Source organism: Celeribacter baekdonensis B30 (assembly GCF_000299875.1).
In the GTDB taxonomy this organism is placed as follows: Bacteria; Pseudomonadota; Alphaproteobacteria; order Rhodobacterales; family Rhodobacteraceae; genus Celeribacter; species Celeribacter baekdonensis_A.
This window is the reverse complement of the sequence record NZ_AMRK01000001.1, coordinates 516,897-529,372: the sequence shown is the minus strand read 5'-3', so window position 1 is coordinate 529,372 and position 12,476 is coordinate 516,897. Positions and strand designations below refer to the sequence as shown.

General features: G+C 54.8%; 13 protein-coding genes. 7 read left to right on the top strand and 6 right to left on the bottom strand.

The window, feature by feature from the left end:
- Positions 1–11: 11 nt before the first annotated feature.
- Both B30_RS02505 and B30_RS02500 read right to left on the bottom strand, forming a co-directional pair.
- Positions 12–1,247 (bottom strand): COG4223 family protein, encoded by a 1,236-nt coding sequence (locus B30_RS02505; protein WP_009570427.1) that lies wholly within the window; start codon positions 1,245–1,247, stop codon positions 12–14.
- A gap of 82 nt (positions 1,248–1,329) precedes the next feature.
- Positions 1,330–2,046 (bottom strand): uroporphyrinogen-III synthase, encoded by a 717-nt coding sequence (locus B30_RS02500; RefSeq protein ID WP_009570426.1) that lies wholly within the window; start codon positions 2,044–2,046, stop codon positions 1,330–1,332.
- A 52-nt stretch (positions 2,047–2,098) separates the two neighbouring features.
- Between B30_RS02500 and B30_RS02495 the strand changes: the two genes are divergently transcribed.
- Genes B30_RS02495 through B30_RS02485 form a run of 3 tightly spaced genes read left to right on the top strand, consistent with a single transcriptional unit; the run spans position 2,099 to position 3,792 of the window.
- A complete protein-coding gene (locus B30_RS02495) occupies positions 2,099–3,094 on the top strand; it encodes an NAD(P)H-dependent glycerol-3-phosphate dehydrogenase (RefSeq protein WP_051130573.1) in 996 nt (331 codons plus the stop codon).
- Between the two features lie 3 nt (positions 3,095–3,097).
- Positions 3,098–3,370 carry a YciI family protein gene (locus B30_RS02490; RefSeq protein WP_009570424.1) on the top strand — a complete coding sequence of 91 codons (273 nt, stop codon included), beginning with the start codon at positions 3,098–3,100 and terminating at the stop codon, positions 3,368–3,370.
- Entirely contained in the window at positions 3,370–3,792 is a 423-nt protein-coding gene (locus B30_RS02485; RefSeq protein ID WP_009570423.1) for an EVE domain-containing protein, read from the top strand. The genes B30_RS02490 and B30_RS02485 overlap by 1 nt, the downstream gene beginning before the upstream one ends.
- A 298-nt stretch (positions 3,793–4,090) precedes the next feature.
- Here B30_RS02485 and B30_RS02480 read toward each other — a convergent pair whose 3' ends face one another.
- The gene (locus tag B30_RS02480; protein WP_009570422.1) at positions 4,091–4,432 is read right to left on the bottom strand and encodes a DUF2853 family protein; all 342 of its coding nucleotides are present in this window, start codon (positions 4,430–4,432) and stop codon (positions 4,091–4,093) included.
- Positions 4,433–4,604: 172 nt separating this feature from the next.
- Entirely contained in the window at positions 4,605–5,996 is a 1,392-nt protein-coding gene (ahcY, locus tag B30_RS02475) for an adenosylhomocysteinase (RefSeq protein WP_009570421.1), read from the bottom strand.
- Positions 5,997–6,153: 157 nt separating this feature from the next.
- Here ahcY and B30_RS02470 point away from each other — a divergent pair, with 157 nt between their 5' ends.
- Complete coding sequence (locus B30_RS02470; RefSeq protein ID WP_040401737.1) at positions 6,154–6,744, top strand: HD domain-containing protein; 591 nt, start codon at positions 6,154–6,156, stop codon at positions 6,742–6,744.
- A gap of 266 nt (positions 6,745–7,010) precedes the next feature.
- Complete coding sequence (locus B30_RS02465; RefSeq protein WP_009570419.1) at positions 7,011–7,907, top strand: LysR family transcriptional regulator; 897 nt, start codon at positions 7,011–7,013, stop codon at positions 7,905–7,907.
- A 54-nt stretch (positions 7,908–7,961) separates the two neighbouring features.
- Here the strand turns inward: B30_RS02465 and B30_RS02460 are convergent, their stop codons facing one another.
- A complete protein-coding gene (locus B30_RS02460) occupies positions 7,962–8,516 on the bottom strand; it encodes an ActR/PrrA/RegA family redox response regulator transcription factor (protein WP_009570418.1) in 555 nt (184 codons plus the stop codon).
- Between the two features lie 88 nt (positions 8,517–8,604).
- A complete protein-coding gene (locus B30_RS02455) occupies positions 8,605–9,234 on the bottom strand; it encodes an SCO family protein (protein WP_009570417.1) in 630 nt (209 codons plus the stop codon).
- A gap of 92 nt (positions 9,235–9,326) precedes the next feature.
- On the opposite strand from B30_RS02455, the gene regB reads away from it, so the two are divergent.
- Both regB and B30_RS02445 read left to right on the top strand, forming a co-directional pair.
- Positions 9,327–10,721, top strand: coding sequence for a sensor histidine kinase RegB (gene regB, locus B30_RS02450; protein ID WP_009570416.1), 1,395 nt, complete (start codon positions 9,327–9,329; stop codon positions 10,719–10,721).
- A gap of 81 nt (positions 10,722–10,802) precedes the next feature.
- Positions 10,803–12,389 (top strand): PAS-domain containing protein, encoded by a 1,587-nt coding sequence (locus B30_RS02445; protein ID WP_009570415.1) that lies wholly within the window; start codon positions 10,803–10,805, stop codon positions 12,387–12,389.
- The last annotated feature ends 87 nt before the right edge of the window (positions 12,390–12,476 follow it).

Below are 12,476 nucleotides of genomic sequence, written 5' to 3'. Positions count from 1 at the left end.
TTTCGCCTACCTTACTGACCAAGCATTTCATTGAGAGCAGCCATCACATCCACCCGTTTTTGCGCCTGTTCAATCCAGGGCTGCATCTCCGCCTGACCTGCCTCAGGCAAAGCCTCAAGCGTGGTGATTGCTGATGCAAACTGACCTTTGCGCACGGCATCTTCGGCCCGGGACAGGATCGCGTCGGCGTCATCGCCTTCTTTTGGCTTCGTCGATCTGAGACCGAGTTGCGTTTGAAGTGCGGTGTCAAACCAGCCCTGTTCGCCCGCTTCATAGGCCGCGCGCGATGCTGACATGAGAGCCGCCCTTGCGGCATCTGGATAGGTGTCCTGCAACTCCGTCACACTGGCAATCCCATTCTGCGCAGCCTCTTTAAGTGCAGCGGGCGCATCCTCTTCAAGCTCATAAAGAACAGAGGCAAAAGGATCGCCGGCGTCCACAAGCCTTTGCAACCGGGCCTTTTGTGTTGCGGCTGTGGCGGCTTTTTGCTCGGCCACGGACTGTGCTTTGGCGGCTTCAAGTCGTGCAATCTCGCCGGTGAGCAAGTCCTGCATTTCGGCCAATTGACGCTCATAAGCGGCTGTCGCCTCCGGTGAGACCACCGCCTCCGCCACGGGGCGCGCCTCAAATTCGGTCAGACGCGATTCAAAGTTGGACAATTGATCTTGAAGCGGCTGGATTGCCTGGCCCGGATCAATGGCGGCAATTTGCGCCTCAATTTCGGATTTCAACCTGTCCTGCGCCGACTGGGTCGCCGCGATTTGATCCTGTGTGCTGGATTTCAGGTCCGCCAATTGCGCCGACAGGTCGGTGAGCTGCTGTGCCAACTCATCCGTATTGGCTCCGGGGAATGGCCAGCCCTCAGGCTTGATAAATTGCGCACCCGCGTAACCCAATGCCACACAAATTACACCCCCCAAAAGCGTCGGAACAAGGCCGCCTCGTTTGACCGCACTCTTTTCGATCGCAGGCCGCGCGTCAGCGCGCTCAGCTTTGGGAATGTCTTCGCCCCGTGTCGACTCATCCGTCTTAGACGTATCATCCTGATCTTCGATATGCGTCTCTTCAGAAACCTCAGCTTCTGGATCAGCCGCATCACCCTCTGCCATTGGCTCTTCAGAAGCCATCTCCGTTGATGTACCGACGTCCGAGGGCACTGCCTCTACCGCCAAGGCATCCTCTTGATCCTGAACCGTTTCCGCCTCGGTGCTCACATCATTTTGCGGAGTTTTTTTGTCTCGTGCCAAAAGATCAACCTTTCGAATCCAGAACCAATTTCACAACTACCTCTGGAACTTAGACCCTGAGCCACTGCGCCTCAAGCGATGATCAGGTCAATTGCGATGCAACGGCCTGCGTCATCGTCGCACCGTCGGGGCGTTGCGCAACAACAGAGCAGATAGGAACAGGCCCTGACCAAGCATCAATGCAGGCTTGCGACATGGCAACAAGGGTCAACGGCCCAATATAGATTTCGAGTCGTTTCGACAGAATCTGCGCCGAGCGGGGAGAATAGAGGGGAACCACGAGAGATTGCGCCTGCGCCACGCTGTCCCGTTCCTCTGACGTCCATGTTCGGGCGCGCTGATCGTAGACCACAGCTTCGTGGGTCTCTATGCCGCTGGCCGTCAATCGGCGCGCCACATCGCCGCGCGTATGTTTGCCGTGGAGGTGGATGGCGCGCGATAGGGACTTCCCCGCAAGATGCGAGATCAAATCATCCGCCGACCCTGCAACGGACACAGCCGTCACGCCAAGCGCCCGCACCGCCTGTGCCGTCGCATCCCCAACACAATAGGCCGTCAATTTCGGAAACGCCTCTGCGGTAGCTTGCGCCGCGTGGCGTGAAGTCAAAATAACCGCGCTATATTGCTCCGCCATGAGTTTGGGGGCGCAAGGCACGATCTCTAGAACCGGCGCTATCAGAACATTTACCCCCGGCTCCAGCGCGCGCAATTCCTGCGCCAATCGATTGGCGTCATCTTTGGGGCGTGTGATCAGGACGGTTCTGGGCAAAATCGGTCTCGGGATTGTCTGACGGTTCACTCGGTGATACCTCCCAAAGTGCATCTGAACAACGCTCAACGGAGGGCGACCGATGAGACTGGGTGAGGAGACGCAGCACGTGGATCAGATTTCTGTCCTCGGCGCCGGTGCATTTGGGACGGCTTTGGCCATCTCCCTTGCGCGATCAGGTAAGACTGTCACCCTTTGGGCACGCTCGGAAGATGCCGCACGATCCATGCAATCCGCGCGCGAAAACATTGGCCGCTTGCCGGGAAAACCTTTTCCTGCATCCTTGAGTGCCACCTCCGATCTTACCCAGGCCTGCAAAGCACCCATCCTTCTCTTGGCTGTTCCCATGCAACAGCTGGCGGATTTCGCAGCCCTAAACAAGAGCCTAATCCAGTATAAAAGCCTCGTTGCCTGCTGTAAGGGGATTGATCTTAAATCGGATCGCGGTCCTCTGGCTGTTCTTGAAGATTTGATGCCAGACGCACGGGTGGCCATTCTGTCCGGCCCCTCTTTTGCTGTCGACATCGCAGACGGCCTGCCCACCGCATTGACTCTTGCTGCGAGAGACAAAGACGTGGTTGATATGCTGCAATCAGAGCTGACCACCGACACTATCCGACTGTATTCAAGCCTCGATCCGGTGGGGGTCGAGTTTGGCGGGGCCTTGAAAAATGTGATTGCGATAGCATGTGGCCTTGCGATGGGAGCCGGGCTTGGCGAAAGCGCGCGTGCGGCGCTGATGACGCGTGGCTTTTCCGAAATGCAGAGGCTTGCAGCCCGCGTTGGGGCCGATCCTGCGACGCTTTCGGGGCTTTCGGGGTTTGGCGACCTTGTGTTGACCTGCACCTCTGATAAATCGCGCAACTTTTCGCATGGTTTCAAACTTGGCACCGGCGCAACAGTCGACCCAAATGTAACGGTCGAAGGCGTGGCCACTGCCAAAGCCGTCATGCACCTCGCGCGTACCCTGGACCTGGACATGCCCATCACAACGACCATCACGCAGATTTTGGATGGTCACATTTCGATTTCTGAGGCGGTAGAGCTGTTGCTTTCCCGCCCACTCAAAAGGGAGTAACCCATGAAATACGCTGTCATTTGCACCGACAAACCCGGTTCGCTTCACATCCGCACTGACACACGCCCGGATCACGTCGCCTATTTGAAATCCTGTGGCGTTGTTGAACAGGCCGGGCCATTTTTGGACTCGGAGGGCAAGATGTGCGGCTCACTTGTGATCATCGAAGTGGATGATCTTGACGCTGCTAACGCATGGGCCGCGAACGACCCCTATGCCAAGGCCGGGCTGTTTGCGGATGTGCGGATTGAAGCTTGGAACAAGGTGATTGGCTGATGGCATATTGGCTTTTTAAATCCGAAGCGGAAGTTTGGTCTTGGGATCAACAGGTTGCTAAAGGTGACGCTGGCGAGGAATGGAACGGCGTACGCAATTATCAGGCTCGCAACAACATGCGGGCGATGCAGATTGGCGATCGCGGGTTTTTCTACCACTCGCGGGCGGAAAAAGAAATCGTTGGAATTGTTGAGGTCTGTGCACTTGCGCATCCGGACAGCACCACCGACGACGAACGGTGGGAATGCGTCGACATCAAAGCAGTGCGTCCATTAAAGACGCCCGTGACCCTTGCCATGTGTAAAGCCGATCCACGCCTGTCGGAGATGGTTTTGGTGAACAACTCGCGCCTTTCCGTTCAACCCGTGTCGGAGGCGGAATGGGCGATTATATGTGAGTTGGGAGACACTGATCCGGAGTAGCGCTTTGATCGACCTGACCTTGCGCCGTTTCAAAGTTGAATTTCAATAAAAAGGAGGGTCCCGACCCCCCGGGACCCTCCACCACCCCACGTGCTCCCTTAGGCACCACACGTGTTCGATATAAGGTCCGGTCCGTCCTGGCCCGTGTAATCAACCTAGGCGCTTTGCTGATTCACTGCAAACCTGAAGTAGCTAGGGTTGAATCTGATTTTGAAACCTTCGATTAACTCGAATGAGAAACAACCAACGCAAAACCGCCCCGAACAATCGAGGCGGCTCTCAATAGATCGAAACGAAATCAGCTATAAACGGCTTCTTTGCCGAAATGCTTAACAAGCATGTAGTAGAAAACGGCACGATATTTGTTGCGCTCAGAGCGACCGTATGTGTCGATCACAACATTGATCGCATCCATAAGCTCGGGGCTGTCTGGGAGGCCTAGTTTTTTCATGAGGAAATTGGCTTTGACCGTTTCGAGTTCGCCTTCTTGCGAGGCTGCCACTGTGGACGCATCTTCTTTATAGATCGCAGGCCCACAACCGATGGTCACTTTGGTCAACAAATCCATGTCAGGTTCGACACCACATTTGGATTTCAGATCCTCTGCATATTTGGCGATCAGATCGTCACGTTTTCCCATTTTATTCTCCCACCATTCAAAGTGTTATGTCATTCATCTCGGAACCCAAACAAGGCTCGCGCAAAGCCTAGTGGGATCACAGTGCTTTAAAAAGGGAAAATTTGGCGAATGAACTCATAATGAAACCGCCCATGTTCCCATGAGCGGTTTCTGTCTCGTTCTATGCTTGACCTCAGTAGCGGTAATGCTCCGGCTTAAACGGGCCCTCGACGGTCACGCCAATATAATCCGCCTGATCTTTCGAAAGTTCGGTGAGTTTCACGCCAATGCGAGCAAGGTGCAGTCGCGCCACTTTCTCGTCGAGGTGTTTCGGCAAGATGTAGACTTGGTTCTCATAGCTGTCACCATTGGTCCAAAGCTCGATCTGCGCCAACACTTGGTTGGTGAAAGAGGCAGACATCACAAAGGACGGGTGGCCCGTGGCGTTGCCAAGGTTCAAAAGACGACCTTCGGACAACAGAATGAGACGCGCACCGGATGGCATCTCGATCATGTCGACCTGATCTTTGATGTTGGTCCATTTGTGGTTTTTAAGCGCCGCGACTTGGATTTCATTGTCGAAATGGCCGATATTGCCGACAATCGCCATGTCTTTCATCGCCCGCATATGTTCGATGCGGATCACGTCTCTGTTGCCCGTGGTGGTGATGAAAATGTCGGCGTCACCAACAACATCCTCAAGCACAACAACCTCAAACCCGTCCATCGCAGCCTGAAGCGCACAGATCGGATCAACCTCGGTGACTTTCACCCGCGCTCCAGCACCACGCAGCGAGGCGGCGGAACCTTTGCCCACATCGCCATAGCCACAGACAACCGCCACTTTGCCAGCCATCATCGTGTCGGTCGCGCGGCGGATGCCATCCACAAGGCTCTCTTTACAGCCGTATTTGTTGTCAAATTTCGACTTGGTCACAGAGTCATTGACATTGATCGCGGGGAAGGGGAGTTGACCCTTTTTCACCAGATCGTAAAGACGATGGACACCGGTGGTGGTCTCCTCGGAAACGCCAACAATTTGACCGCGCATTTTGGTGAACCAGCCCGGGCTCTCCTTCATGCGCTTTTTGATTTGGGCGAAAACTGCGACTTCTTCCTCAGAGGTCGGCACTTCGATCAGATCGGTTTCACCCGCCTCAACACGCGCGCCCAAGAGAACGTAAAGAGTTGCGTCACCGCCATCATCCAAAATCAGGTTCGGACCTTCCGGGAATTGGAACGAGCGGTCGAGGTAATCCCAATGCTCAACCAAAGACTGACCTTTGATGGCAAACACCGGCACACCTGCTTCGGCAATGGCCGCCGCCGCGTGGTCCTGTGTTGAGAAAATATTGCACGAAGCCCAGCGTACGTCGGCGCCCAGTGCCACGAGCGTTTCGATCAACACAGCGGTCTGGATCGTCATGTGCAGCGAGCCAACAATGCGGGACCCTTTGAGCGGTTTGCTTACGCCAAATTCCTCACGCAACGCCATCAAGCCCGGCATTTCGGTCTCTGCGATATCCAACTCTTTGCGCCCAAAAGCGGCGAGCGCGATATCTTTCACGATGTAATCGGTGCCCATCTCTGGCTCCTGCATAAATACGGTTAATTTGATCGCTGGTTACCAGCTTGAGGCACACCTTACAACGCAGAGGCATTGATTTCCGGTTAAGTCGAGAAAAATCATAGAAACTGTGCTGCTCAGACGCTACCAAAGGCCAAACACAGATGAGGCAACCATGGCTCAACCACGCGCGTGGCAACGGATGTTATCGGGTCGGAGACTTGATCTTTTGGACCCCACTCCAATGGATATTGAAATCGAAGATATTGCCCATGGGCTGGCCTTTGTGGCGCGCTGGAACGGACAAACACGCGGTGATTTTGCCTATTCCGTGGCCGAACATTCCGTCTTGGTTGAAGAGATTTTTCGCAAACTCTACCCATCGGAGCCAGTTAAGTGGCAACTGGCAGCGCTTTTGCATGACGCGCCCGAATATGTCATCGGCGATATGATTTCACCGGTGAAGGCTGCTGTTGGGCCGAATTACGGTGAGTTGGATGAACGCCTCACTGCGGCCATTCACATTCGATTTGGGTTGCCCGCAAAAATCCCCGTGGCAATCAAGAAAAAGATCAAACAGGCGGATAAAGTCTCAGCATGGCTCGAAGCGACACAAATCGCCGGGTTTTCCGTTGAAGAAGGCAATAAGATTTTTGGAAAAATGAACCCGGATTTGGTGCGCGATCTGCGGATTCACCTGCGTCCGCCGATCTATGCGCGCACGGCCTTTACGGCGCGACACGCCGAATTGATGGCCGCGCTTTGAGCCGAGGCACAAAGCCGAGCTTTCCAGCCCAGATCCGTAGCTCCGAGAGCCAAACTGCACGCGCAGCTTGGGCCTGAACATGCTGACGCTCCATGAGGGCGCGCCGATGTTGAACCTCTGGCGTCGCCTCCGGCTGACGCATGATGTCAGGCGCGATAATCTGTAACATTTGATCTCTCCAAATCTTTGGGTATGATCCCTATTTATCGCTTATAGTCTTCTATCGCGACTCAACGATTTTTTGAACATGTAAGCTGTGATTACACATGAGTGACATCGATTGGCGTCAAATTCCGTCTCTCTCTACGCTGCGCGCCTTTGAGGCGACAGCACGGCTGGGCAGTTTTACCGCCGCAGGACGCGCGCTGAACGTGACCCATGCGGCAGTCACGCAGCAGGTGCGCACGCTTGAGAAAGAACTTGGTGTGGTCCTTGTTCAGCGGGAAGGGCGAGGCATGGCGTTGACTGAAGCGGGTGCGCAATTGGCCGAGGCTTTGGGCGAGGGATTTTCGACGATTGCCCAGGGTGTCGAGCGCCTGCGCAATGGGCCGCGTTCACGTGGGCTAAGGGTCACCTGTACGCCCGCTTTGTCCTATGCGTTTATCATTCCGCGCCTTGGCCAATTTTGGGATGCGCATCCAAATATCCCGGTGTCCCTGACCCCGTCCGGCACGGTCGACGACCTGAAGCGGCGGCAATTTGATGTTGGCATTCGCTCTGGGTCGGGCAACTGGCCCGACGTGGATGTTGAATTGCTTTGGAGGACGAGATTCATCCTTGTCGCCAGTCCGATTTTGGTCACAAAATACGGTGGGGATGTAAACAATCTTCCTTTAAAGACAATGCCTTGGATCAGGTCGCAGGCTCATGGCCAAGATTTGGCTTACATGAAAAAGGGTGGCGTCGATGGCCACAAAGCGCCGGCAATTTTTATCGAGGGGCAATCCGATGCGGTCCAAGCCGTCGTGCGCGGATTGGGGGTAACCTTTGTCTCTGAAATCGCGGTGAGTGATGACCTTGCCTCTGGCGCACTTTTGCATGTGCCGTTTGAAATTGACGCCGATTTTTCCTATTTCGCCGTCACACCCAAAGGCCCGCAACGGACCTCGACCCGGCTGTTCATTGATTGGCTCAAGACCTTGGGGCCACAATCAAAGCCATAAAAAAGACCCGCCCAAGCAGGTCTTTCCAAGTCTTATTGCCTTAGTACTTTCGCGTTAGCGCGGGCTGCGTTTGGCCAAAATGCGCTGCAAAGTGCGTCGGTGCATATTGAGGCGTCGCGCCGTCTCGGACACGTTGCGATCACAAAGCTCATAGACGCGTTGGATATGTTCCCAACGCACCCGATCCGCCGACATCGGGTTTTCGGGCGGTGGGGGCAAGGCATCGCCATTTGCCAAAAGCGCATTGACGATGTCATTGGCGTCAGCCGGCTTTGACAGATAATCCGTGGCACCGATTTTGACGGCCGCCACAGCGGTGGCGATCGCGCCATATCCGGTCAAGACCACGATGCGGCTGTCGGGGCGTTTTTCCCGCAGCACCTCAACGACATCAAGCCCGTTGCCATCCTCAAGCCGAAGATCAACCACGGCATAGGCAGGCGGGCGGGCGGTCGCAATGGCTTTACCGGCCGCGACAGAACCCGCCATTTCGACCTCAAAGCCGCGCTTTTCCATGGCCCGCGCCAAGCGACGCAAAAACGGTTCGTCGTCATCGACCAGCAACAGTGACTTGTCCACACCCAAGTCCATCATTTCATCCCCGGCCATGGGACCCCCTTGCGCCAATGTGCGTGATTATCTGAATTTGTATCAACCTAGAGTGCGGATGGCGGCGGGTCAATTTCTACCCGGCGTTCTATTTGGCCGCATCAATAAAACAGGCGACACGATCCGCCATCTGCTCTGGCGTGTCATCACGTTTAAAGAAATCGACAAACCCGATTTCAGGGAACACCAGATAGGTGAAGGTCGAATGATCCACGAGGTAATATTCCGGATCACCCTCTTCTTGTTTCTTGTAATAGGTTTTGTAGGCCATTGAAGCGGCTTTCACCTGTTCAGGAGAGCCGGTCATGCCGATCATGTTTTCGTGGAAAAGATCGGTGAACTCTTTGACCACCTCAGGCGTGTCACGGTCCGGGTCGATGGAGATAAAAGCAGTTTGTGTGTCATAGCCGCGTTCGTCCAAGAGACGCTCCGCATCCGCGTTACGCGCATTGTCGAGCGGGCAGACATCGGGGCAGAAGGTATAGCCGAAATAGAGGATCGTTGGCTTGGTGAACACATCCTGATCGGTGACGGTCACACCATCTTCACTCACGAGCTCAAAAGGCCCGCCAATGGACCCCGCACCACCGCTGACAGCGGAGCCGCGACATTGGGCAAATTGATCATCACCAGCCGGGCGTGTGGCATACCAAGCGCTTGCGCCCAATAAGGCGACAACGGCAACACCGGCGACAATGGCGAAAGATTTTGTCGACATGTTTTCTCTCCTCATGTGTGCGACGCATTGATCGGCGCATCAGCACGGACTAACAAGGGGTTTAATGCCGCAGTTGGATCAAAAACCTGTCAATGATTGAAAATAGTGACGATCTCATCACCGAAGAGCGCAGATCCAATTGGGTTCGCCTGAGAACTCTCACTGCGCTGAGATGGATTGCGATCACGGGTCAAATTGCCACGATTATTTTGGCGATGACGGTATTTCACCTCAAATTTGATCTGGGCGGCTTTGCCGTTGTGATCGGCGCGTCGATCATTTTGAACATCGTGGTCACGTTCATTTACCCGGAAAACACCCGGTTGAGCGAACATGGTGCAACGCTGATGTTGTTGTTCGACATCGTGCAATTGTCAGCGCTTTTGTATCTGTCAGGGGGGTTGAACAACCCATTCGCCCTTTTGATCTTGGCGCCTGTGTCAATTTCGGCCTCAGCACTTCGGCCAAAATCATCGGTGTTGACGGGGGGTGCGGCCATCGCCTTGGTGTCAATCACCGCGCTTTATCACGTCCCGCTTGAGCTTTTAGACGGTGAAATCCTGCGCATGCCACGAATTTTCCTATTTGGGAGCTGGGCAGGGATTGTGATTGGTGTGGTGTTTTTGGGAGTATTTTCGTGGAAAGTCGCCTCTGAAATTCACACCATGTCAGAGGCACTTTTGGCAACCCAAATGGCGCTCACACGCGAACAGAAACTGACGGATTTAGGGGGTGTGATTGCCGCTGCAGCACATGAATTGGGCACGCCTCTGGCCACGATCAAACTGGTGTCCAGCGAGTTGGTCGACGATCTGGCAGACCATGACGTTTTGCGCGAGGATGCGCAGTTGATCAATGAACAGGCGGATCGGTGTCGTGATATTTTGCGCTCGATGGGGCAGGCCGGCAAAGATGATCTACATATGCGGTTTGCGCCGCTTCAGGCCGTGGTCGAAGAGGCCGCACAGCCGCATGTTGCGCGGGGCAAAACAGTCAAACTTGAAGTGCTGGGTAGCGAAGACGGGACACCGCAGCCCTATGTCTACCGGCGTCCAGAGATCATCCATGGGTTGCGCAATCTGGTTCAAAATGCGGTGGATTTTTCTGAAACGACGGCGTGGATTGATATTACATGGAACGCGCGCACCATCACGCTTCGGATCATTGATGATGGGGCCGGATTTCCGACATCGGTGATTGGCCGGATTGGCGACCCCTTCATGCGCCGCCGCCGCACCGAGCGCGAGATTGACCGGCGTCCGGGCTATGAGGGTATGGGGCTTGGGCTTTTTATTGCCAAAACGCTTTTGGAGCGAACCGGGGCCGAGATTGCGTTCGCCAATGGATCGGACCGCCACGACCTCCATCTGCATGCCGGTCGTCGGTCTGGCGCAATTGTCGAACTGAGTTGGCCCAAAGAGCGGATCAGCGTCCAGGAAGGTGAACAAAACAAGGCTTTGGGTGAAAATGCCCGATTTGATGCATGATTTCTTGGGATTTTAACGGTGCGTTAACTATCCTTACCCAAAATCATCCCGTCGCAGAAGCGTATTTTTGTCGGGAATCACATGTCGGTCGAACTCCTCTCCACTCTTGCGTCCCTCATCATAGGAAGCCTGTGCATTGCCTTTTTGGCGCTCTATGGGTTTGCCTGGATGGCTGCCAGGAAAGAAAAGTCAGAGGCGATCACTCTGAAAGATCAGGACAATGACATCGTCTTTCTGTTCGATGACGAAAAACTGGTAAACGCGACGGCCTCCGCGCAAAGCGTGCTTGCGGCAGCCGCCGATGTCGGCTCGGATTGGTCACGGCTTTTATCGGTAACGATCTCAAAATTCCCAACACTTCAAAAAGAGATCATAGAACTCGCCGATCGTGGCACATTGATCATTGAGTCCCGTGATGGCAGCTCCGTGATGAAATGCGAATGGCGCAACGGTCTTGCGCGCCTGACATTGTTGGATCGTGAAACGGAACACAGCCATATCGAGTTGGATCGTCATTCCTTGATGGCGATGGAGCACGAGCTTGAAACTCTGCGCGCCACCACGGAAAACGTGCCCCATCTGGTATGGCGCGAACTCGCGGATGGCACGATCAGTTGGGCCAATGCCGCCTATATCGCTCTTGCCGACAGTATGGCGCAGAACGATGATATTCCAAGCTGGCCGCCGACGTCTTTGTTCGACACCTCACTTCTTGCCAACGTCGGCGCAAAAGAATCCCGCCGCCTCACCCTTAAGGATCAAAACCACGGAACACATTGGTTTGAGGTATTTCGATTTGAAATGGGCGGCGATTTCCTATTCACAGCCAATTCTGCGGACCATACGGTCAAGGCGGAGGAAACGCTTCGCGAGTTCACGCAAACCCTGACCAAAACCTTCTCCCATCTCACAATCGGACTTGCAGTGTTTGATCGCAATCGCAGGCTGGCTTTGTTCAACCCGGCACTGACGGACCTGACCGCCCTTTCGGTTGAGTTTTTGATCTCGCGACCGGTTTTAACCACCTTCCTCGACAGATTGCGCGACAGTCAGATGATGCCTGAGCCGAAAGATTATAAATCATGGCGTCAAGAAATGGCCGCCTTGGAATCCGCCGCCGAAGATGGCACCTATCAAGAGGTTTGGACCCTGCCTGGCGGCATGACATATCGAATTTCTGGACGCCCGCATCCCGATGGGGCCATCGCCTTTTTGTTCGAAGACATCTCTGCCGAGATGTCCCTGACACGGCGGTTTAGGTCAGAGATCGAAACGGGCCAGGCTGTGCTCGACAGCCTATCTGAAGCCATTGCCGTGTTTAACAGCGAAGGCATGTTGATGATGGCGAATTCGGCCTATACGTCGCTTTGGGGTCTTGAGCAAATGGAAGGTATTTCCGAGACAAGCATCGTTGAGGCGACACGGATATGGCATTCGAAATGTGCGCCATCGCCGCTTTGGAATGATATTCGGGAATTTGTCAGCCGTGTTGGTGCGCGTGAGGAGTGGACTGGCACCACCCGGCTTTGGGATGGGCGCCGTCTTACTTGCCGATTTGCACCATTGCCATCCGGCCAAACCCTCGTTGGCTTTGCGCCAGAGGCGCGCGGCTCGGCGGTGCGACTCGCGCTTCGGCCGCAGGCGGACAGCCAGTTCGTAGAAATGTGACGCCCTTCTTGCCTTGCGTCCCTTGCGGGGCGGCCTAAAGTCGGGCACATGTTTTGTCCGAACATCAAAGGCTCCCCGCAATGCTGC

What these genes read in the sequence shown, in the direction of transcription:
- B30_RS02495 (WP_051130573.1), top strand. Translation starts at nt 2,099, where the DNA reads ATGAGACTGGGTGAGGAGACGCAGCACGTGGATCAGATTTCTGTCCTC.
- B30_RS02490 (WP_009570424.1), top strand. Translation starts at nt 3,098, where the DNA reads ATGAAATACGCTGTCATTTGCACCGACAAACCCGGTTCGCTTCACATC.
- B30_RS02485 (WP_009570423.1), top strand. Translation starts at nt 3,370, where the DNA reads ATGGCATATTGGCTTTTTAAATCCGAAGCGGAAGTTTGGTCTTGGGAT.
- B30_RS02480 (WP_009570422.1), bottom strand. Translation starts at nt 4,432, where the DNA reads ATGGGAAAACGTGACGATCTGATCGCCAAATATGCAGAGGATCTGAAA.
- ahcY (WP_009570421.1), bottom strand. Translation starts at nt 5,996, where the DNA reads ATGGGCACCGATTACATCGTGAAAGATATCGCGCTCGCCGCTTTTGGG.
- B30_RS02470 (WP_040401737.1), top strand. Translation starts at nt 6,154, where the DNA reads ATGGCTCAACCACGCGCGTGGCAACGGATGTTATCGGGTCGGAGACTT.
- B30_RS02465 (WP_009570419.1), top strand. Translation starts at nt 7,011, where the DNA reads ATGAGTGACATCGATTGGCGTCAAATTCCGTCTCTCTCTACGCTGCGC.
- B30_RS02460 (WP_009570418.1), bottom strand. Translation starts at nt 8,516, where the DNA reads ATGGCCGGGGATGAAATGATGGACTTGGGTGTGGACAAGTCACTGTTG.
- B30_RS02455 (WP_009570417.1), bottom strand. Translation starts at nt 9,234, where the DNA reads ATGTCGACAAAATCTTTCGCCATTGTCGCCGGTGTTGCCGTTGTCGCC.
- regB (WP_009570416.1), top strand. Translation starts at nt 9,327, where the DNA reads ATGATTGAAAATAGTGACGATCTCATCACCGAAGAGCGCAGATCCAAT.
- B30_RS02445 (WP_009570415.1), top strand. Translation starts at nt 10,803, where the DNA reads ATGTCGGTCGAACTCCTCTCCACTCTTGCGTCCCTCATCATAGGAAGC.